Source organism: Cryobacterium sp. HLT2-28 (assembly GCF_004402495.1).
In the GTDB taxonomy this organism is placed as follows: domain Bacteria; phylum Actinomycetota; class Actinomycetes; order Actinomycetales; family Microbacteriaceae; genus Cryobacterium; species Cryobacterium mannosilyticum.
The window spans coordinates 283,817-303,943 of record NZ_SOFH01000018.1; the positions used below are offsets into that span (position 1 = coordinate 283,817).

Sequence of the window (20,127 nt, forward strand, 5' to 3'; positions counted from 1 at the left end):
TCCTTGCTGGGGAGGGAACGGGGGAGTAGGGGATGCCGCCGGTCAGCGGGCGGGCACGGTGGCCGGTGCCGACCGGCGGGGTGCGGGGCGCACCCGGCGCTGGTCTCGGCTCGCCCGGATGAACAGGGTGAGGCAGGTCGCGGTGTACCCCGTCCAGACGGCCAGTTCGAGCCAGGTCGTCACCGGGGAGAAGTTGAGGGTGCCCTTGAGCAGGGTTCCGTACCAGCTGTCGGGCGGGATCGCCGCGCTCACGTCGAAGGCGAGGCTGTGCAGCCCGGGCAGCACCCCCGCCTCCTGCAAGTCGTGCACCCCGTAGGAGAGCACCCCGGCGGCGACGACGATGAGGATGCCGCCGGTCCAGGTGAAGAACTTCGCCAGGTTGATCCGCAGCATCCCCGAATACACCAGCCAGCCCAGGCCGACCGCGGTCACGATGCCCAGGGCGGCGCCGAGCAGGGGCAGCGCGGTCTCCCCGGTGGCCTGCACGGCCGCCCAGATGAACAGGGCGGTCTCGATTCCCTCCCGGCCGACGGCGACGAACGCGACCACGACGAGGCCGAGCCCGGTGCCGAGCAGGGACCGGTCGATGCTGCCGCGGAGGTGGCCGGACAGGTCGCGGGCGGTGCGCAGCATCCAGAACACCATCCAGGTGACCAGGCCGGTGGCGGCGATCGACAGGATGCCGCCGATCGTCTCCTGGGCGGCGAAGGAGAGCCCGTAGGTGCCGAAGGTGAGGGCGGCGCCGATCGCGAGGGCAAGGAGTACCGCCAGGCCGACGCCGAGCCAGATCCGGCGCAGCACGTCACGGCGGTCGATCTTGACCACGTAGGCCACGAGGATGGTCACGATCAGCGCCGCTTCGAGGCCTTCACGGAGGCCGATCAGATAATTTGCGAGCACGGGACTTCCTGGTCGGGGTCGGGGAGCAGCGAGCACGGGATGGTTAGGCTTACCTAACTAAGGTACTCTAACTTCGCCGGGACCGCCGTGTCCAGCTAGTGTTCTTCCGTGGGTGTCTGCCCGTCAGCTACCTAGTGGAGCCCAGCATGGTCATGTCCGGCAGCGGAGAGAGCGTCCTCTTCGTGCACGACCGCCCCGGTGACGAGGCGCTGCTCACCGGCGGCGCCATCGCCCGCCTCCGCTCCGACGGCGCCGAGGTCGTGGTGCTGTTCGGCGCCAGGACCCACGGCGACACGGGCGACGACACCGCCGACAGCGCCGACGTGCGGGCCGCCCTGGGCGGGCTCGGGGTGAGCGACTGGCGGATGCTGGCCCGCCCGGCCGCAGGCCATGACCCCGACGCCCTGACCGCCCAGGTGGCCGACGTGCTGCTCGAGGTGGAGGCCACCGCGCTCGTGCTCGGCACCGACGACGCCCGGCTGCAGGCCGCGGCGACCGATGCCGCTCACGCGGCGGGCATCCCCGTCTTCCAGAGCAAGCGCGTCTCCGGCGCGATCGGCCAGCGCCTGATCGCGATCGACGTGAGCGACCAGGTGGAGCGGAAGCTCGCAGCCATCTACGCCTATCCGGGGCGCTGGAGTGTGACCGGCCACACCGTCGTCCCCGTGACACCGCCGGCCGGCGCCGCCGCCGCGGGTGCAGGCACGGTCGTCGGCGGAACCGAGACCTACCTGCGCCTTCCGCCGCCGCAGGCGCAGCACGCCGCGGAGGTCCCTCCCGGCCCGGGCGCCCGGGCGCTGGCTGGCCTGCTCGCCTTCGTGGTGGGGGTTGCCTTCGGCGTCCTCGGCACGATCGCGCACCAGGCGACGATCGTGCTCGGCCCGGTCACCATCCCGATCGGCCTCGTCCTCGCGCTCGCCGGAGTGACCGCCCTGCTGGCCGGCCTGCGCCTGGTCGTGGGGGACCGGCTGGTCGTGCTGCTCGCCGCGATCGGCCTGCTCGGCACGATCTTCCTGCTGTCGCTGCGCAGCGAGGGCGGCTCCGTGCTGGTGCCGCAGGGGCTGCCCGGCACCCTCTGGACGGTGGGTCCGACCCTGGTCGCCACCATCGTGCTCGCCTGGCCGCGGATTCCGGGCCGCCGCGGTACGGCATAGAATTGCAGTTCCGCTCGTGAAGGGAGCTCGTCACCCGTGACCTACGTCATTGCCCTGCCGTGCGTGGACGTGAAGGATCGCGCCTGCGTGGACGAATGCCCCGTCGACTGCATCTACGAGGGCGACCGTTCGCTCTACATCCACCCCGACGAATGCGTCGACTGCGGCGCCTGCGAACCGGTCTGCCCGGTCGAGGCGATCTACTACGAGGACGACGTGCCCGAACAGTGGGCCGAGTACTACAAGGCGAACGTCGAGTTCTTCGACGACGTCGGATCTCCCGGCGGAGCGGCCAAGGTCGGCGTGATCCACAAGGACCACCCGATCATCGCCGTCCTTCCCCCGCAGGTCTAGCCGGCCCGTGCGGAGGCCGCTGCCCGACTACCCGTGGGACCAGATGGTCCCCTTCGCCGAGCGCGCCCGCGCGCACCCCGGCGGCATCGTCGACCTGTCGATCGGTTCGCCGGTCGACCCGACACCCGCGGTCATCCGGCAGGCCCTGGCCGACGCCACCGACGCGCACGCCTACCCGCAGACCGCGGGCACCCCGCAGCTGCAGCGGGCGATCATCGACTGGTACGCCCGCCGCCGCGGCGTGGCCGGCCTCACCGAGGCCAATGTGCTGCCCACCATCGGGTCGAAGGAGCTGGTGGCCCTGCTGCCGTTCATGCTCGGCCTCGGCGAGGGCGACACCGTCGTGCACCCGGTCGCGGCCTACCCCACCTACGCGATCGGCGCGGCCATGGCCGGGGCGGATGCCGTGGCCTCCGACGACCCGGCCGGCTGGCCGGCCACGACGAAGCTGGTCTGGCTGAACAGCCCGGGCAACCCCGACGGGCGCGTGCTGACGGTCGCCGAACTGCGCCGGGCGGTCGAACGGGCCAGGGCGCTCGGCGCGGTGATCGTCTCCGACGAGTGCTACGCGGAACTGGGCTGGGCCGGGCAGTGGGCGAACGAGCCGATCCCCAGCATCCTCGACCCCCGCGTGATCGGCACCGACCGCCGCGACGTGCTCGCCATCTACTCCCTCAGCAAGCAGTCGAACATGGCCGGCTACCGCGGTGCGTTCGCCGCCGGCTGCGCCACCGTTCTCGGCCGGTTGCTCACGGTGCGCAAGCACGCGGGCCTGATGCTCCCGGCCCCGCTCCAGGCCGCCATGGTCGCCGCCCTCGGCGACGACTCCCACGTGGCCGATCAGAAGGAACGGTACCGGGCCCGGAGGATGCTGCTGCTGCCGGCGCTCGAGACGGCCGGCTTCCGGATCAGCCGGAGCGAGGCCGGGCTGTACCTCTGGGCGACCGAGGGGCGCGGCGCCTGGGATTCGATCGGGCGGCTCGCCGACCTCGGCATCCTGGCCGGCCCCGGCCCGTTCTACGGCGCCGGTTCCGCGCAGTACGTGCGCTTCAGCCTCACCGCCACCGATGAGCGGATAGCCGCCGCCGCGAGCCGCCTCGGCGCCGGATGAGCGCGCGCCGCGCGGCTCCGGGGGTGCCAACCCGGGGCTTGTGGACAATCACCAACGAAACCCGGGCATTCCTATCGGATGCAACAGTAGGCGGTCGGGCCGATTAGGCTGTATCAGCGTTGACGTCTCCAGCCACACCGGTGTGCTGTGTAGAAGACCGCGCGCCGAGAGGCAGTGATACTCAGTGACACTCAGTGATACCCAGGGAGCCGCCGTGAGCGAGACCGCACAGCGAACGCCGTCCATCGATCCGCAAAAGGCCAGGCTGACCTTCCCCGGAGGGTCGGCGGACTTCCCGATCGTGCGCGGCACGGCCGGCGCGTCCAGCCTGGACATCTCGAGCCTCACCCGCCAGACCGGCCTGATCACCCTCGACTCCGGGTTCGTGAACACCGCGGCTACGCGGTCGGCGATCACGTTCATCGACGGCGAAAAGGGCATCCTCCGCTATCGCGGCTACCCGATCGAACAGATCGCCCAGAACTCCAACTTCCTCGAGACGGCCTGGCTGCTGATCTACGGCGCACTGCCCAGTGCGAGCGAGCTCGCCGCCTTCGACCAGCGGATCCGCCGGCACACCCTGCTGCACGAAGACCTGCGCCGCCTCTTCGATGTGCTGCCGTACAACGCGCACCCGATGTCGGTGCTGTCGTCGGGCACTTCCGCCCTCGCGGCGTACTACCAGGACGCGCTCGACCCGAAGGACCCGATCCAGGTCGAGCTGGCCACGGTGCACCTGCTGGCCAAGCTTCCGGTGATGGCGGCCTACGCGTACAAGAAGAGCATCGGCCAGGCCTTCCTCTACCCCGACAACTCGCTCGGCTACGTCGACAACTTCCTCCGGCTGATCTTCGGCACCCTGGCCGAGCCCTACGAGGTGAACCCGGTCGTGAGCAAGGCGCTCGAGCGCCTCCTGATGCTGCACGAGGACCACGAGCAGAACGCCTCGACCTCGACCGTGCGCCTCGTCGGGTCGACCGAGGCGAACCTGTTCGCGTCGGTGTCCGCCGGGATCAACGCCCTCTCCGGGCCCCTGCACGGCGGCGCGAACGAGGCCGTGCTCAAGATGCTCGGCGAGATCAAGGCCTCCGGCGAGGGCGTGGAGAAGTTCGTCGAACGGGTCAAGAACAAGGAACAGGGCGTGCGCCTGATGGGCTTCGGCCACCGGGTCTACAAGAACTACGACCCGCGGGCCACCCTGGTCAAGGAGAGCGCCGACGAGGTCCTCGCCGCGCTCGGCGTCAAGGACGACCTGCTCGACATCGCCAAGGAACTCGAGCAGATCGCGTTGAACGACGACTACTTCCGGGAACGCAAGCTGTACCCGAACGTGGACTTCTACACCGGCGTCATCTACAAGGCGATGGGATTCCCGACGAGCATGTTCACCGTGCTCTTCGCCATCGGCCGCCTGCCCGGCTGGGTCGCGCACTGGCGTGAGATGAACGAGGACCCGACGACCAAGATCGGCCGTCCCCAGCAGCTGTACATCGGCTCGCCGGAGCGCGACTTCCCGACGCGCTGATCGTTCCGCGGCGCTGAGTCGTTCCGAAACGCTGAGTCATTCCGCGGCGCTGAGTCGTTCCGAAACGCTGAGTCGTTCCGGGCGGGCTACCGGCCCGCCCGGAGTTTCAGGGTGTCCGTCGCCGCCGCGCGCACGGCGGCGAGGGAGAACAGCCAGGGCCTGGTCTCCTGGTGCTGCCACAGCGCCGTCTGGTCGGCGTAGTTCGGGTGGAATGCGTGACCTGAACTGCCGGTCAGGTTCAGCCAGGTCGAGTCGTCCCAGGCGGCCAGGCTGACCACCTCGCGCATCGAGGGCACCCAGTCGACCGTGTAGCCGGCCGTGGCGTCCCAGCCGACCGCATCGATGACGGATGATCCGCCGGCCAGTTCGTACGGGCCCCGGTTGAACAGCCACTCCAGTGGGGCCACGCCCGACTTGCCGAAGCTGGCGTTGGTGACCTCGAGGGTGTGGATGCTGCCCCAGCGCCAGGTGGTGGCATCCGGCCCCATCAGCCGCTCGCCCTCGACGGCGGCCTGCTTGAGCACCCGCTGGAGCATGCTGTCCCGTCCGGCCGAGCCGACCCTGGCGTTCTTCCACCAGGGCGAGTCGGGCTCGTCGAGCAGGGCGATCACGACCGCGTAGGCCCGGTCGCCGCCGGTGAGCCAGGTGGACTCGGGCAGTTTCTTGTTGAACAGGTCGACCAGCAGGTTCCGCCAGACGATGTTGAAGTACGCGGCGGCGGCGCTGTCGCTCTCCAACCGGTAGTCCCAGCCGTCGAACAGGGCCAGGGCGGCCCGGGTCTGTTCGGTCTGCCCGGTCGGCTTGAGCGCCTGCAGCACCGGCACCAGCCGGGCGGCGAGCGGGCTGAACGTGTCGGCCTGGATCTCGCTCATCATGGCCGGGGTCATCGGCGTGCCGTGGTCGATCAGCGCCTGCAGCCGGGCGGTGATCTCGGTCGCCCGGTAGCCGAGGTCCCAATCCCTGGTGATCAGGTACGGGTAGTCGGCTCCGACCAGGGCGTTGTTGGCCGTGACGATGAATCCGCTGGCCGGGTTCAGCGTCTGGGGCAGCGCGTCGAACGGGATGTACCCGTCCCAGCCGTACTGGCTGGTCCAGCCGGGCACCGGGACCGTGCCGTCGCCGGCCCGGCGGATCGGGATGAGGCCGGGCGCCTGGTAGCCGATGTTGCCGTCGACGTCGGCGTAGACCAGGTTCTGCGACGGCACGTCGAACAGGGAGGCCGCCTGCCGGAAGCTCGCCCAGTCGGTTGCGGCGCCGAGCGCGAAGATGGCGGCGGCGGTGCGCCCGGGGGTCAGGGCCGTCCACTGCAGTGACAGCTGGTAGCCCGTCTCCGCGGTGGCCGGCGGCAGGTCGACCGCCTCCGGGTAGTCGGCGGCGATGGCGGGGAAGGCGCTGCCCTCCAGATCGCTGACGATCGGGCCGTGTTCGGTCGACCGGATCCGGATCTTCACCGCGGGGCCGCCGGCGACCCTGATCTTCTCGGTGCGCACCTGGATCGGCTTGGCGGCCCCGTCGTACTCGTAGCTGTCCCCGGTGACCTTCTCGAGGTAGAGGTCGGCGACATCCGGGCCCAGGTTGGTGAAGCCCCAGGCGATCCTCGCGTTGTGGCCGATGATGATGCCGGGCAGCCCGGAGAAGCCGTAGCCGGCCAGGTCGAACGGGCAGTCCGCGGTGACGGACTCGCAGCGCAGCCCCACCTGGTACCAGACCGACGGCATCACGGCGCCCAGATGCGGGTCGTTGGCGAGGATCGGCTTGCCGGTCGCGGTGTGCGCCCCCGACACGACCCAGGAGTTGGAGCCGATCTCCCCGCCGGCCGGCCCGAGCAGCTCGGGCACGGCCGTGAGCGTGTCGTGCAGGCCGCTCAGCGACGACGCCAATGCTTTCTCCGCGCCGGCCGGCACGGGAGCCGCCGGCACGGGCGGCGGGGTGACGGATGCCGCAACGGCCCCCGCGGCGCCGGCCGGCATCCCGCCGACGATGGTCGGGTGCGCGGTGTACGGGTAGTCCGGATGCAGCCGGGCGACCTCCGTGGGGCTCAGGCTGCCGGCCAGCATGGCCCGGTCGATCTCGTCGTCGAGGTTGGAGCGCAGGTCCCAGGCCATCGCCTTGAGCCAGGCCACGGAGTCGGCCGGCGTCCACGGCTCCGGGGTGTAGCCCGGGTTCTGCAGGGCGAGCACCGCGTATTCGACGGAGAGGTCGGCGCCGCGGTGCCCGGCCAGGTAGGCGTTCACCCCGTCGGCGTAGGACTGGTAGTAGCCGAGGGTGACCGGGTCGAGCAGCGCCACCTCCCGCTCGGCCACGGCACGCCAGCCGAGGGTGCGGATGAAGGTGTCGGTGCCGACCTGGCTCTTGCCGAACAGCTCGGAGAGCCGCCCGCTCGTCACATGCCGGCGGAAGTCCATCTCCCAGAACCGGTCCTGGGCGTGCACATAGCCCTCCGCCATGAACAGGTCGCCGGCGCTGCGGGCCAGGATTTGCGGGATGCCGGCCTGGTCGCGGTACACGGTCACGTCGGCGTCGAGCCCCGGCAGCGTGGCCTGCCCGGAGAGGGCGGGAAAGGAGCGGACGACCGTCCACACGCCCAGGCCGGTGCCGACCAGGGCGAGGCTGAGCGCGACGGCGAGCACGGCGAGGGCGGCCCTGATCCTGCGGTGGCGCCTGCTGCGCGGTGCGTCGGTTCCCACATCACTCCTTTGTGACTGGCAGCGTACTCCCGGGCGGGGGCCGGTCAGGCGTGCAGTTGCTCGTTCAGCAGGATGCCGGTTCCGCTGCGCTGGAGCACCTCGACCGCCCCGGAGACAGAGTTGCGGCGGAAGAGCAGGTTCGGCACCCCGGAGAGTTCGACGGCCTTCATCGTGCGGGCCTTGCCGTCCGCGGTGCGCGGCTGGTCGGGCAGCGCGACCTTGGTGCCGGCGGTCACGTACAGCCCGGCCTCGACCACGGTGTCGTCGCCGATCGAGATGCCGACACCGGAGTTGGCGCCGAGCAGCGCACGCTCGCCGATCGACACCCGCTCGGTGCCGCCGCCGGACAGCGTTCCCATGATCGACGCGCCACCGCCGATATCGGCGCCGTCGCCGACGACGACACCCTGGGAGATCCGGCCCTCGACCATCGACGTGCCGAGCGTGCCGGCGTTGAAGTTGACGAAGCCCTCGTGCATGACCGTGGTGCCGGGGGAGAGATAGGCGCCCAGGCGCACCCGGGACGCGTCGGCGATCCGCACCCGGTCAGGTGTGACGTAGTTCAGCAGCGGTGGGAACTTGTCGATCCCGGTGGCCTGGATGCCGGCGCGCTGCAGCGCGGGGCGGAGCCGGGCGAAGTCGGCGGGCAGCATCGGGCCGGCAGTGGTCCAGGCCACGGTGGGGAGGTGTCCGAAGATGCCGTCGAGGTTGATGCTGTTGGGACGCACGAGGAGGTGGGAGAGCAGGTGCAGGCGGAGGTAGGCATCCGAGGTGCCGGTCGGGGCCGCGGCCAGGTCGATCTCGACGGTGACGGCCTCGATCCGCACGGCCCGTCGGGCGTCGTCGCCGGCGAACTCCTCCAGCTCGGACGGCACGATCCAGCGGTCGCGCCCCGGCGGCAGTGTGCCGAGGCTGGGGGCCGGGAACCAGGTGTCCAGCACCGTGCCGTCACCGGCGACGGTGGCCAGGCCGTACCCCCAGGCGTTGGCGGGGACGGTGGACTGCGGGGACACTGCGGTGATCATGGCTCTAGATTAGTAGGGTGCCTCTCAACCTCGTGACTCTGGACCTGTCCGCCTCCTCGATCGACGTCACCCGGGCGATCTGCGATATCGAGTCGGTGTCCGGCAATGAAACGGTGCTGGCCGACGCCATCGAACACGCCCTCGCCGGGCTCGGTCACCTCGAGGTCATCCGGGACGGCGACACCGTCGTGGCCCGCACGAACCTCGGCCGGGCGCAACGGGTGGTCATCGCCGGCCACATCGACACCGTCCCGCTGAACCGGAACCTGCCGACCAGGTTCGAGACCCTGGACGGGGTGGACTACCTCTGGGGCCGCGGCACGGTCGACATGAAGGCCGGCGTCGCCGTGCAGCTCAAGCTGGCCGCCGAGCTCACCGACCCTGCCGTCGACGTGACCTGGATGTGGTACGACCACGAGGAGGTCTCGGACGACCTCAACGGCCTCGGCCGGCTCGCCCGGAACCGCCCCGACCTGTTCGCCGGCGACTTCGCCATCCTCGGCGAACCGACCAACAGCCAGGTCGAGGGCGGCTGCAACGGCAATGTGCGGATCGAGATCCGCACCTTCGGGCTGCGCTCGCACTCGGCTCGCAGCTGGGTCGGCGACAACGCCATCCACAAGGTCGCGCCGATCCTCGACGTGCTCGCCGGATACCAGGCCCGCGAGGTCGAGGTCGAGGGACTCGTCTACCGCGAGGGCCTGAACGCCGTCGGCATCAGCGGCGGCATCGCCGGCAACATCATCCCCGACGAATGCATGGTGCACGTCAACTACCGGTTCGCTCCGAGCCGGTCGGGCGCCGAAGCGCTCGCGCACCTCACCGAGCTGTTCGGCGACTACGAGATCACGGTCGTCGACCTGGCCGAGGGGGCCCGGCCCGGCCTCGACGCGGTCCTGGCCCAGGACTTCCTCGTCGCCGTCGGCGGGACGGCGCGGCCCAAGTACGGCTGGACGGATGTCGCGCGGTTCTCCGCGCTCGGAATCCCCGCGGTGAACTACGGCCCCGGCGACCCGCTGAAGGCCCACGCGGACGACGAACGCGTCGCCCTGCACCAGATCACGGAGTGCGAGGACGGCCTGCGTTCGTGGCTGACCGCATCCGCCGGCTGAAGCCCGGCGCACCGGCCCGTCCGGCCCGGCCCGGCAGGCTGACCGCCCGGTTGCGCCCGGTTCCGTGGTGGGCCAGGGTCACGATGATCTGGGCGGCCTCCCGGGTCGTGACGACGACGCTGGTGCTGCTGCTCGCCCGGGTGCAGGGTGCGAACCCGTGGACGGCCGCGAGCCCGGGGTACTCCGACTTCGCGAACATCTGGGACGGACGCTGGTACAACATCGTCGCCGTCGCCGGCTACCCGTCCGTGCTCCCGGTCACGATCGACGGGCACGTCGCGGAGAACGCCTGGGCGTTCATGCCGGGTTACCCGGCCGTGGTGCGCCTGCTGATGATCGTGCTCGACCAGCCGTGGGCGCCGATGGCCGTGCTCGTCTCGCTCGGCTTCAGCCTCGGCAGCGCCCTGCTGTTCTACCGGCTGATGCTGCGGGTGCTGGACGCGCCGGCGGCGCTGTTCGCGGCCGTGCTGTTCTGCGTCGCGCCGCTGTCGCCGATCCTGCAGTTCGGCTACGCCGAGTCGATGTACCTGTTCTTCCTCACCCTCGCCCTGCTCCTGCTGCTCGAGCGGCGGTATGTGCTGTTGTTCCCGGTGATCCTCGTGATGGCGTTCACCCGTCCGAGCGGGCTCGCCTTCGCCCTGGCCATGGGACTGCACCTGGTTCAGCGCCGGCTGGGCCGGCAGCGGGACCCGTTCCCGGTCCGGGAGCGGGTGGTCGCGGCATCCGTCGCCGGGTTCAGCGCGGCCAGCGGACTGGCCTGGCCGCTCATCGCCTGGGCGGCGACCGGGTCGGTCACGGCGTACACCGACACCGAGCTGGCCTGGCGGTCGGCGTACATCGGCTACCAGGAGCTTGTGCCCTTCACCGCGTGGTTCCAGAGCGGCGTGTGGTGGCTGGGGACGCCGCTGGGCATCTCCGTCGTCGCCGCCCTGATCGTCGGCTTCACGGCGCTGTTGTTCTCGCCGCCGGTGCGCCGCCTGGGCGTCGACCTGCGGTTCTGGCTGGCAGCCTACGGGCTGTACCTGCTCGCGGTGTTCTTCCCGCAGTCGAGCACGTTCCGGTTGCTGATGCCGCTGTTCCCGCTGCTGGGCGCCGCCGCCGTGCCGAAGAACCCGGTCTACCGGGTGGCGCTCGTGCTGCTCGCCATCGCTGGCCAGTGGGGCTGGCTCCTGCTCTGCTGGGGGGTCGACGGAGCGGACTGGACACCACCCTAATTACTGTCTGGGGCGGTAATGGTCGATAATGGAAGTTCAGACGAATGAATGGAAGGGGAGTTCATGGCGGCCATGAAGCCACGGACCGGAGACGGGCCAATGGAGGCTGTAAAGGAGGGGCGCCTCATCATCGTGCGTGTTCCGCTCGAAGGTGGAGGCCGACTTGTCGTCTCTGTGAACGACGCCGAGGCCAGAGAGCTTCACGACGCCCTTGCCGGCGTGGTCCAGTCGACCGTATAGCCTTATCGATCGGCCGTGCAGCAGTGCTGCGCGGCCGATTTTTATTGCCCGGACGAGGGTGTGCGGCGGGGTTGGCCCGGACTCGTTGGCCCGGACGCGGCCGGTCAGGCCCGGATCTTGGTGATCTGGAGCAGGCCGTCGCCCACGGGCGTGAGGGCGCTGATCACCGCGGTGGAACCGGCGATCTCGGCCAGGAGCGTGCGGAAGCCGGTGGCGACATCGTCGCGCTGCGCCGGGTTGGCGACCCGTCCGCGCCAGAGTGCGTGGGCGACGAGCACCGTTCCGCCCGGGCGGGCCAGGCGCAGGCCGTGCTCGACGTACTCGATCACCGATTGCGGGTCGGCGTCGACGAAGACGATGTCGTAGGAGTTCTCGTTCATCCGCGGCAGCACCTCGGCGGCCTTGCCGGTGATCAGGCGCACCCGGTTCGAGCGGATGCCGGCCTCGGCGAAGCTGGCACGCGCGTGCTGCTGGTGGTCGACCTCGGTGTCGATCGAGGTGAGGGTGGCGCCGGGCGCGCCGGTGAGCAGCCAGATCCCGGAGACGCCGGCCCCGGTGCCGACCTCGAGGATGCTGCGGGCCCCCGTCGCGGCCGCGATCACGGCCGACTGCGCGCCGACGGCAGGGGAGATCGCGTCGATTCCCAGCTCGAGGGACTGCTGCCTGGCCCGGGCCACAGCGTCGGACTCGACGACGGAATCGTCGGAGAACTTCCAGTTCAGATCTTTGTCAGACAAGCGCAACTCCAGTTGGTGATTGGGTCCAGCCTAAGGCCGGGTCCGCTCTGGTCGGGGGAGGCCTCGCCGGGGGTTATTCTGAGGGAATGTTTGGTCTGACGTTCGAGAAGATCCTCCTGATCGGGATCGTCGCCGTCTTCCTGCTCGGACCGGAGAAACTCCCGCACTACGCGGCCCAGCTGGCGCGCCTGGTGAAGCAACTCCGCGACATGGCGAACGGGGCCAAGGAGCGCATGCGCGACGAGATGGGCCCCGAGTTCGACGACGTCGACTGGAAGAAACTCGACCCGCGACAGTACGACCCGCGCCGCATCATCCGTGAGGCACTGATCGACGACGACGGAGCGGTGAAGGACCAGTCGGCGACGGTGACCCGGGCCGGCCCGAACCCCGACGGCGCGTACCTGCAGCGCAAGCGCGCCCGCGAGGCGGCCCTCGCCGCGGCGCAGCCCGCACCGTTCGACTCCGAAGCCACCTGACCTCGGCTACGCGCTGAACGTGGTCCGGGCCCCGGCGCCGAGCTGATGCGCGAGGGCGGTCGCGGCATCCCGGAGTTGGTGGGTGATCGCCTCCAGCCCGGAGTCGAGGCGGTCGCCGGAGACGGTGACGGCCAGGGCAGCGATCACGCCGGGCGCGCGCACCGGAACGGCGACACAGGAATGCCTCAGCCGGTACGCTTCCCGGTCGGCGGTGGATTCGGCTCCGCGCTGGAGATGGTTCAGCACGACGCGCCGGCTGGAGCCCAGGCGCGGGGTGAACCGCACCTGCGGGTGCCGGGTGAGGTACTCGGCCCGCTGTTCGCGGCTCAGCTGGGCCAGGATCTGCCTGCCGAGGGCGGTCGCGTGGGCGCCGTCGGCCAGCCCGGACCAGAGTTCCGGCCGGGGGGCCCCGGTCTGGTCGACGATGTCGATCAGCCTCACATCTCCGCCGCTGAACCGGGCCAGGTACGCCGTCGCATCCTGTTCCTCCGCGACGCGCCGCAGGGTCTGCCGCACCCGGGCCAGGAAGACCCCGGCGTGGTCCGCGCCGCGCAGGCTCGGGAAGCGATGGCCGAGCACCAGCCCGTCGGGCTCGGCGGCCAGGTACCCCTCGTGCACCAGGGTGCGGGTGAGGTTGTAGGCCGTGCCGAGGCTGAGCCCCGCCGCGTTCGCGACGGCCTTGACCGGCAGCGGCCGGGCGGCGGTGGCGACGATGTCGACCAGCTTCAACGCGCGCTGCACGGAGGAAATGAGGGTCTGGCGATCCTGTGGCATCTGGCTCCCGCACGGGTGACTATTCGAAACAGGATAGACAGGGGGATCAGAACCGGATAGGGGTTGCGTGGGAGGAATCCCGGGGACGCCTGGCCGCGGTCACACATCTCCACCGCGGTGGAATCCCGGGGCGCTACGCTGAAGCCAGGGAAGGTGCCGATGACGAACAAACCCGTGACGGTCAAGCGTATGAACAAGGCGCTGTACGAGGCGGAGCTCCGCCGCCTGCAAACCGACCTGGTGTCGATGCAGCAGTGGGTCAAGGAATCGGGGGCCCGGGTCGTGGTGATCTTCGAGGGCCGGGACGCGGCCGGCAAGGGTTCCGCGATCAAACGGGTCACCGAGTACCTCAACCCGCGCAGCGCCCGGATCGTGGCCCTGCCGATCCCGACCGAGCGGCAGCGCGGCCAGTGGTATTTCCAGCGGTACGTGGAGCACCTGCCGTCCACGGGCGAGATCGTGCTGATGGACCGGTCCTGGTACAACCGCGCCGGGGTCGAACGCGTGATGAGTTACTGCACGCCCGACGAGTACCGCCGGTTCCTGCACCAGGCGCCCCTGTTCGAGCGGATGCTGGTCGAGGACGGCATCCTGCTGGTCAAGTACTGGTTCTCGGTGTCCGACCATGAGCAGGAGGCTCGGTTCCGGTCGCGGCAGAAGGACCCGATGCGCCGGTGGAAGCTGTCCGAGACCGACCTGCTGTCGATCACGAAATGGGTCGATTACTCCAAGGCGAAGGATGAAATGTTCGTGCACACCGACATTCCCGAGGCGCCGTGGTGGGTGATCGAGAGCGACGACAAGCGCGCAGCCCGCCTGAACATGATCAACCACCTGCTGTCGATCGTGCCGTACGAGCACCGAGAGCCGCCGGCCGTGAAGATCCCGCACCGGCCGACCGGGTCGGACTACGAGCGGCCGCCGCGCGAGCTGAACCGCCCGGTGCGGGACCATGCGGCGGACGTCGCCGTCGCCGCCGGACAGCCGAAACCGCATGGGCAGCCGAAGGTCCCCAAGGCTCCCACGGCTCCCACGGAGTCCACGGAGTCCACGGAGTCCACGGAGTCGACGGACGCGACGCCCTAACGCCGGCGGAGGGTCTTCAGCGCGCGGGCCAGGACCAGCATCGGGCCGGTCAGAGCCTCGAACTCGCGCCCGGTCCGGGGCAGCTGGAGCAGGCCGGTCGCCCGGGAGATGGTGATCGCGTCCACGAACCGGAGCAGGCCCTCCGGGCCGTTCCTCCGTCCGAGACCGGACTGCTTGAGCCCGCCCATCGGCGCGGCGACCGAGGAGAACGACCCGCGGTAGCCCTCGTTCACGTTCACGCTGCCGGCCTCGATCGCCCCGGCCAGTCGCAGGCCGCGCCGGGTCGAGCCGGAGAACACGGAGGCGTTGAGGCCGAACTCGCTGTCGTTGGCGGCGAGGATCGCCTCCTGCTCCGTGTCGAAGACCGAGACCGCGACCACCGGTCCGAACGTCTCTGAGGCGAAGCAGTCCATCGCCGCGGTGACGCCGGTGAGCACGGTCGGTTCGAAGAAGAACGGTCCGAGGTCGGGACGCGCCCGACCGCCCGCCTCGATCGACGCTCCCTTCGCGACGGCGTCCTCGACGTGCGCCCGCACGCGCTCCAGCTGGGCAGGGGAGGTGAGCGAACCGACATCCGCGGAATGGTCGAAGCCGGCGCCGAGGCGGAGGGCGCCGGTGACCCGGCTGAACTCGCGCAGGAACTCCGCGGCGACGCCGCGCTGCACGTAGATGCGCTCGATCGACACGCAGAGCTGGCCCATCGCCGAGAAGCAGGCATTGGCGGCGTCGGCGGCGGCGCGGGCCGGGTCGACGTCGTCGAGCACGATCAGCGGGTTGTTCCCGCCGAGTTCCAGCGACACCCCGGTCAGCTTGCCGGCCGCCTGGACGGCGACCCGGCGCCCGGTCGCGGTCGACCCGGTGAAGCAGACGTAGTCGGCCTCCTCGGTGACGGCGGTGCCGATGACGGCACCCTCGCCGGTGACGACGGCCCACAGCCCGGCCGGGACTCCGGCGTTGATAAACGCCCGGCGGAGGGCGAGGATGCTCAGCGCGCCCTGGTCGTCGGCCTTCTGCACCACGCCGCAGCCGGCGGCGAGGGCGGGGACGACGTCCATCGCGGCGAGGCTGAGCGGGTAGTTCCACGGCGTGATCACCCCGGCCACCCCCTTGGGCCGGTAGCGCACCCGGGTGGTCACCACGAGAGGCAGGGCCGAGTGGCGGCGGCCCCCGCGGAGCACCCCACGGGCGGCGAGGGCGTTGAACCGGGTGACCCCGGCGGCCTGGAAGACCTCCTCGAACGCCTGGCCGCGGGTCTTGCCGGTCTCCGACTGCACCGCGTCCTGGAGCAGCCCGGCGCGGTCGAGGAGCAGGTCGTGGGCGCGCAGCAGCACCCGGCGGCGGTGCGCGAACCCGGCGCGCGACCAGGCGAGCTGGGCCAGCCGGGCGCTGGCGTAGGCATCCTGCACGTCCCGGGGGCTGCTCCGCGGCAGCTCGTGCAGCACCTCACCGGTGAACGGCATGGTCACCGGCACGGTGGTTCCGGTGCTGGCGATGATGTCGCGGTGGGCGTCGGCGATGAACGACGGGGACAGCGGGGAGGCGGACATCCGGCCAGTCTAGGCCGCGGCACTCAGTAGCCGCAGCGGTCGGCGATCCAGGCGTAGAGCCGGGCGCGCAGCGCATCATCGACGGCCAGGTCCCAGTCTCCGGCGCGCTCCGGGGAGCCGGGCCCGGCCGTGACGCGCACGGTGAGCGGGAACACGGTGCCGCGTTTGTCCTCGGCGACGGCGTGCGGGTCGCAGCGGGTCGGGCGCAGGCCCAGCGCGACCCGGGTCGGCGGCGTGGCCGCGTCCACGGTCAGCCCGAGCGGCCAGTCGAGCCCGTCTGCGGAGGCGAGGAGCGGCGTCGAGCCTGCCCGGTCGACGGTGACGGCGCCCGGCGCGCCGGTCGGGGTGAGCGTGAGGTCGAGCCAGGCGGCGGAGGCCGGCCCCGCGCCGTCGACGCGGAGCTCCGGGGCCACATCGATGCGGAGCAGCCGGGTCAGCGCGCCGGCCAGGCAGTCCTCGCCCTCGATCCGGTCGAGGGCCCCGGTGTCGTCCGTCGCGGGCACCGTCGCTGTGCTGGTGCTGGTGCTGGTGCCGGCGCCGGCACCCGGCTCGGCCCAGGCGAGGGTGACCGTGTCCGTCGGTGTCGGCATCAGTGCCGGCGGCAGCAGTGTCGGTGTCGGTTGCGGCGGTGTCGGTGACGTCGCTGCCGGCGACGGCGCGCAGACGGCGGCGGCCAGGCGCACCCGCAGATCGCGGGTCAGTCCCGGTTCGAGCCGCAGCCCGCCGGACCAGCCTGCTGCGGCGGTGAACCGGCTGGAATCGAAACGGGCGGAGCGCAGGTCGAGCGGCGCCCGGGCGGCATTGCTGACGCTGAGCTCGAGCACCCGGTCTGCGTAATCGAACCGGGTCTGGTAGATCCGCACGGTCACACCGGGCGGCAGGCCGGCCGGGGCGGCAACCGGGGTCGCACCCGTGATGGTCGGCGTTCCGGGCCGGTCGGGCGCGCTCACGCAACCGGACGTGCCGGCGAGGAGGCCGGCGAGCAGCAGCAGCACCGGCATCCGGGTGGACACCAGGGGCCGACGGCGCTCTGGCACGGGCTACCTCGGGGAGATGCCCAGGCTGCGGCCGGACAACCCGCGGGCGCGGGTGGCGAGCCGGTCGGCGACGGCCTGGATGGCGATGGCCGCCGGGTCGAGCGGATCGCCCAGCACGACCGGCAGCCCGGTGTCGCCGCCGCTGCGCAACGGCACGCTGAGCGGCACCTGGGCGAGCAGCGGCACGGGGGACTCCTGGCCCGCGCCGAGCCGGCGGGCCACCTCGGCGCCGCCGCCGGAGCCGAAGATGTCCAGGACGGTGCCGTCGGGCTGCACGATCCCGGCCATGTTCTCGATCACGCCGTAGATCGTCTGCCCGGTCTGCCTGGCCACCACGCCGCTGCGTTCGGCGATGTCGGCGGCGGCCGGCTGCGGGGTGGTGACGACGATGACGTCGGCCTGGGGGAGCAGCTGGCCGACCGAGATGGCCACGTCGCCGGTGCCCGGCGGCAGGTCGAGCAGCAGGATGTCGAGGTCGCCGAAGTACACCTCGGTGAGGAACTGGTTGATCGTGCGGTGCAGCATCGGGCCGCGCCAGGCGACGGCCACGGAGGAGTCGTCGACGAACATGCCGATCGAGATGACCTTCACGTCGAAGGCGATCGGCGGCAGGATCATGTCGCCGACCTGGGTGGGCTTGACCGCGGTGCCCTTCTCGCTGCCGGGAGCCGGCGGCCCGACCAGGCCGAGCAGCCCGGGGATGGAGAACCCGTAGACATCCGCGTCGACGACGCCGACCCGGAGTCCCCGCGCCGCGAGCGCGACGGCGAGGTTCGCGGTGATCGTGGACTTGCCGACGCCGCCCTTGCCGCTGGTGATGGCGTAGACCCGGGTCAGCGAGTCAGGCCCGAACTGGCTGGTGCGCGCGCCCTGGCCGCCGCGAAGCTTCTCGGTCATGGCGCGGCGCTGCTCGCGGGTCATCACGGTGACGTCCACGCTCACCCGGCCGGGCCCGGCGACGGACTCGGCCGCCTCACGCACGTCGCGCTCGATCTGCCGTGCCGCCGGGCAGCCGGCGATGGTCAGCCGGAGGCCGACCGTGGTGTGGCCGGCGGCATCCACCTCGACCCCCGCGACCATGTCGAGCTCGGTGATCGGGCGGCGGATCTCGGGGTCGATCACCCGGACGAGGGCGGCGAGCACCCCGTCGCGGGTGCGCTGGGCGTCACTCACTCCGGGGACGCTCCTCACGGCGGCGTTCGGACACCGGGTCGTGGTCGTGGTCGCGCTCACCCTTGCGGGCGCGCTTGCGTTCGCGCTTGTCCTGGTCTTCGCGTTCCTCGAGGTTCTCGAGCAGCGACCGCAACTCCGCGCGGAGGAAGTCCCTGGAGGCCAGGTCCTTCATACCCAGGCGCAGCGCGACGACCTCGCGGGCGAGGTATTCGGTGTCGGCCAGGTTGCGTTCGGCGCGCTGCCGGTCCTGCTCGAACTGCACCCGGTCGCGGTCGTCCTGCCGGTTCTGCGCGAGCAGGATCATCGGCGCCGCGTAGGACGCCTGCATCGACAGGACCAGAGTCAGTGCGATGAAGCCGAGCGACACCGAGTCGAAGCGCCAGGCCGCGGGAGCCAGTGTGTTCCAGGCGATCCAGCCGACGGCGAAGAAGGTCAGGCCGAGCAGGAACCACGGGGTGCCCATGCCCCGGGCGATGGCCTCGGTGAACCGGCCGAACCGGTCGCTGCTCGGTCGGTTGCGGTCGCGGGTGCGCTTTCGGCCCAGGGCGGCCGTGCGGAGGCCCTTGGGCGAGTCGAGACGGAGATCCGATCGGTTAGCTCGGGCCATTGCCGGTCCTCCGTCCGTGGCTCAGCGGGATGCTTCCCGTGCTCAGTTCGGTGCGGGCCGCGGCCCGGCGGCGCACGTCGTCGTTCCCGTCGTGACTTCGCCAGTCGTCGGGCAACAGATAGTCGAGGACATCGTCAATCGTCACCACCCCGACGAGTCGGTGGTTGTCGTCGACGACCGGCACGGAGACGAGGTCGTAGCTGGCGAGGATGCGGGTGACCTCCGCGGCCGAGGTGTCCGCGGTGACGGGGTCGAGACCCTGATCGAGCAGCGTGCCCAGGCGTTCGTGGGGCGGGTAGCGCAGCATCCGCTGGAAGTGCACCATGCCCAGGAAGCGGCCGGTCGGCGGCTCGTAGGGTGGCAGGGTCACGCAGATCGCCGCGCCGAGGGCGGGGGCCAGGTCGTGGCGGCGGATCAGGGCGAGGCCCTCGGCGACCGTGGCGTCGGCGGAGACGATGATCGGCTCCGTCGTCATCAGGCCGCCGGCGGTGTCGGGGGCGTAGGTGAGCAGGAAGCGCACATCGTCGGCCTCCTCCGGCTCCATCAGGTCGAGCAGCTGCTCGCCGTGCTCCTCCGGCAGCTGCGCGATCAGGTCGGCGGCGTCGTCGGGCTGCATGTGATCGAGCACGTCGGCCGCGCGGGCGTCGCCGAGCCGGGTGAGGATGCCCACCTGCTCGCGCTCGGGCATCTCCTCAAGCACGTCGGCGAGACGGCCGTCGGGCAGTTCCCCTGCCACCTCATACATGCGCTCCTGCGGCAGGTCGAGCAGGGTGTTGGCGAGGTCGGCGGGCTTGAGGTCGGAGTAGGTGGCGATGAGCTGCTCGGCGGACTGGGCCTGGCCGACCGTGGCGTGCTCGCGCACCTCACCCCAGGCGGCGAACGCCGTGGCGCCCTTCGCGAACAGGGACAGGCTCGTCTTGGGCCGGCGCACGAAGAGCTGGCTGATCGCCCAGCCGCCCTGGGCGGACTCCTCGATCGAGACGTCCTCGACGGTGGCCTCGCCGGAGCCGTCGTTGAAGACCACGGTACGGCCGAGCATCTCGGCGATCACCCGCACCTCGCCGCCGCGCTGCTCGAACCGGCGCACGTTGATCAGGCCGGTGGTGATGATCTGGCCGGAGCCGATGCTGGTCACCCGGCTTATCGACACGAACACGCGTCGTTTGCCCGGGATCTCCACGATCAGGCCGACCACGAGGGGCGGGTCGTTTTTTCGGTAGACCACCAACACGTCGCGAACCTTGCCGACGCGGTCGCCCGCGGGGTCGAAGACGGTACACCCGGCCAAACGGGCAACGAAGACTCTGGTGGCACTCACAGTACAAATCTAGGCTACCTTCAGGGGATAACGGTGCTGTGGGAGAA

General features: G+C 71.0%; 19 protein-coding genes. 9 read left to right on the top strand and 10 right to left on the bottom strand.

What is annotated here, in order from left to right:
* Window positions 1-42: 42 nt before the first annotated feature.
* Window positions 43-900, bottom strand: coding sequence for an iron uptake transporter permease EfeU (gene efeU, locus E3O48_RS08955; protein WP_134510614.1), 858 nt, complete (start codon window positions 898-900; stop codon window positions 43-45).
* 146 nt (window positions 901-1,046) lie between these two features.
* On the opposite strand from efeU, the gene E3O48_RS18005 reads away from it, so the two are divergent.
* The 4 genes from E3O48_RS18005 to E3O48_RS08975 all read left to right on the top strand — a co-directional run bounded on the left by E3O48_RS18005 (window position 1,047) and on the right by E3O48_RS08975 (window position 5,044).
* Complete coding sequence (locus E3O48_RS18005; protein ID WP_241982464.1) at window positions 1,047-2,054, top strand: hypothetical protein; 1,008 nt, start codon at window positions 1,047-1,049, stop codon at window positions 2,052-2,054.
* A 36-nt stretch (window positions 2,055-2,090) separates the two neighbouring features.
* A complete protein-coding gene (gene fdxA, locus E3O48_RS08965; RefSeq protein WP_134510615.1) occupies window positions 2,091-2,408 on the top strand; it encodes a ferredoxin in 318 nt (105 codons plus the stop codon).
* Between the two features lie 7 nt (window positions 2,409-2,415).
* Window positions 2,416-3,519, top strand: coding sequence for a succinyldiaminopimelate transaminase (gene dapC, locus E3O48_RS08970; protein ID WP_255453741.1), 1,104 nt, complete (start codon window positions 2,416-2,418; stop codon window positions 3,517-3,519).
* Between the two features lie 214 nt (window positions 3,520-3,733).
* Window positions 3,734-5,044: a citrate synthase gene (locus E3O48_RS08975; RefSeq protein ID WP_134510616.1), complete on the top strand. Its 1,311-nt coding sequence runs from the start codon at window positions 3,734-3,736 to the stop codon at window positions 5,042-5,044.
* Between the two features lie 86 nt (window positions 5,045-5,130).
* Here E3O48_RS08975 and E3O48_RS08980 read toward each other — a convergent pair whose 3' ends face one another.
* A complete protein-coding gene (locus tag E3O48_RS08980; RefSeq protein WP_134538140.1) occupies window positions 5,131-7,731 on the bottom strand; it encodes a penicillin acylase family protein in 2,601 nt (866 codons plus the stop codon).
* A gap of 44 nt (window positions 7,732-7,775) precedes the next feature.
* A complete protein-coding gene (gene dapD, locus E3O48_RS08985; RefSeq protein WP_134538141.1) occupies window positions 7,776-8,756 on the bottom strand; it encodes a 2,3,4,5-tetrahydropyridine-2,6-dicarboxylate N-succinyltransferase in 981 nt (326 codons plus the stop codon).
* A 17-nt stretch (window positions 8,757-8,773) separates the two neighbouring features.
* Here dapD and dapE point away from each other — a divergent pair, with 17 nt between their 5' ends.
* The 3 genes from dapE to E3O48_RS09000 all read left to right on the top strand — a co-directional run bounded on the left by dapE (window position 8,774) and on the right by E3O48_RS09000 (window position 11,322).
* On the top strand, window positions 8,774-9,868 hold the full coding sequence (dapE, locus tag E3O48_RS08990) for a succinyl-diaminopimelate desuccinylase (RefSeq protein ID WP_134538143.1): 1,095 nt from the start codon (window positions 8,774-8,776) through the stop codon (window positions 9,866-9,868).
* Window positions 9,844-11,082 (top strand): mannosyltransferase family protein, encoded by a 1,239-nt coding sequence (locus E3O48_RS08995; protein WP_241982465.1) that lies wholly within the window; start codon window positions 9,844-9,846, stop codon window positions 11,080-11,082. Before dapE ends, E3O48_RS08995 begins: the two co-directional genes overlap by 25 nt.
* Window positions 11,083-11,145: 63 nt before the next feature.
* Complete coding sequence (locus E3O48_RS09000) at window positions 11,146-11,322, top strand: DUF3117 domain-containing protein (RefSeq protein ID WP_134510620.1); 177 nt, start codon at window positions 11,146-11,148, stop codon at window positions 11,320-11,322.
* A 104-nt stretch (window positions 11,323-11,426) separates the two neighbouring features.
* On the opposite strand, the gene E3O48_RS09005 is transcribed toward E3O48_RS09000, so the two are convergent.
* A complete protein-coding gene (locus tag E3O48_RS09005) occupies window positions 11,427-12,059 on the bottom strand; it encodes an O-methyltransferase (RefSeq protein ID WP_134538145.1) in 633 nt (210 codons plus the stop codon).
* 86 nt (window positions 12,060-12,145) lie between these two features.
* Here E3O48_RS09005 and E3O48_RS09010 point away from each other — a divergent pair, with 86 nt between their 5' ends.
* Window positions 12,146-12,538: a Sec-independent protein translocase TatB gene (locus tag E3O48_RS09010; RefSeq protein WP_134510622.1), complete on the top strand. Its 393-nt coding sequence runs from the start codon at window positions 12,146-12,148 to the stop codon at window positions 12,536-12,538.
* A gap of 6 nt (window positions 12,539-12,544) precedes the next feature.
* On the opposite strand, the gene E3O48_RS09015 is transcribed toward E3O48_RS09010, so the two are convergent.
* The gene (locus E3O48_RS09015) at window positions 12,545-13,312 is read right to left on the bottom strand and encodes an IclR family transcriptional regulator (protein ID WP_134538147.1); all 768 of its coding nucleotides are present in this window, start codon (window positions 13,310-13,312) and stop codon (window positions 12,545-12,547) included.
* Between the two features lie 159 nt (window positions 13,313-13,471).
* Between E3O48_RS09015 and ppk2 the strand changes: the two genes are divergently transcribed.
* Window positions 13,472-14,398 (top strand): polyphosphate kinase 2, encoded by a 927-nt coding sequence (gene ppk2 / locus E3O48_RS09020; RefSeq protein WP_134538149.1) that lies wholly within the window; start codon window positions 13,472-13,474, stop codon window positions 14,396-14,398.
* Here the strand turns inward: ppk2 and E3O48_RS09025 are convergent.
* From E3O48_RS09025 to E3O48_RS09045, 5 genes are read right to left on the bottom strand one after another with little or no spacing between them, the layout of a single operon-like run.
* Window positions 14,395-15,945, bottom strand: coding sequence for a succinic semialdehyde dehydrogenase (locus E3O48_RS09025; protein ID WP_134538151.1), 1,551 nt, complete (start codon window positions 15,943-15,945; stop codon window positions 14,395-14,397). The two genes, ppk2 and E3O48_RS09025, sit on opposite strands and share 4 nt — an antisense overlap.
* A 23-nt stretch (window positions 15,946-15,968) precedes the next feature.
* A complete protein-coding gene (locus tag E3O48_RS09030) occupies window positions 15,969-16,982 on the bottom strand; it encodes a hypothetical protein (RefSeq protein ID WP_134538153.1) in 1,014 nt (337 codons plus the stop codon).
* A gap of 3 nt (window positions 16,983-16,985) precedes the next feature.
* A complete protein-coding gene (locus E3O48_RS09035; protein WP_241982466.1) occupies window positions 16,986-18,155 on the bottom strand; it encodes an Mrp/NBP35 family ATP-binding protein in 1,170 nt (389 codons plus the stop codon).
* A complete protein-coding gene (locus E3O48_RS09040; RefSeq protein WP_134510627.1) occupies window positions 18,148-18,762 on the bottom strand; it encodes a DUF1003 domain-containing protein in 615 nt (204 codons plus the stop codon). The genes E3O48_RS09035 and E3O48_RS09040 overlap by 8 nt, the downstream gene beginning before the upstream one ends.
* The gene (locus tag E3O48_RS09045) at window positions 18,749-20,080 is read right to left on the bottom strand and encodes a magnesium transporter MgtE N-terminal domain-containing protein (protein WP_134538155.1); all 1,332 of its coding nucleotides are present in this window, start codon (window positions 20,078-20,080) and stop codon (window positions 18,749-18,751) included. The genes E3O48_RS09040 and E3O48_RS09045 overlap by 14 nt, the downstream gene beginning before the upstream one ends.
* Between the last annotated feature and the right edge of the window lie 47 nt (window positions 20,081-20,127).

Bases quoted from the DNA above. Each gene is read 5' to 3' on its own strand.
- E3O48_RS09000 (WP_134510620.1), top strand. From the start codon at position 11,146: ATGGCGGCCATGAAGCCACGGACCGGAGACGGGCCAATGGAGGCTGTA.
- ppk2 (WP_134538149.1), top strand. From the start codon at position 13,472: ATGACGAACAAACCCGTGACGGTCAAGCGTATGAACAAGGCGCTGTAC.
- E3O48_RS09040 (WP_134510627.1), bottom strand. From the start codon at position 18,762: ATGGCCCGAGCTAACCGATCGGATCTCCGTCTCGACTCGCCCAAGGGC.
- E3O48_RS09025 (WP_134538151.1), bottom strand. From the start codon at position 15,945: ATGTCCGCCTCCCCGCTGTCCCCGTCGTTCATCGCCGACGCCCACCGC.
- dapD (WP_134538141.1), bottom strand. From the start codon at position 8,756: ATGATCACCGCAGTGTCCCCGCAGTCCACCGTCCCCGCCAACGCCTGG.
- E3O48_RS09015 (WP_134538147.1), bottom strand. From the start codon at position 13,312: ATGCCACAGGATCGCCAGACCCTCATTTCCTCCGTGCAGCGCGCGTTG.
- E3O48_RS18005 (WP_241982464.1), top strand. From the start codon at position 1,047: ATGGTCATGTCCGGCAGCGGAGAGAGCGTCCTCTTCGTGCACGACCGC.
- E3O48_RS09010 (WP_134510622.1), top strand. From the start codon at position 12,146: ATGTTTGGTCTGACGTTCGAGAAGATCCTCCTGATCGGGATCGTCGCC.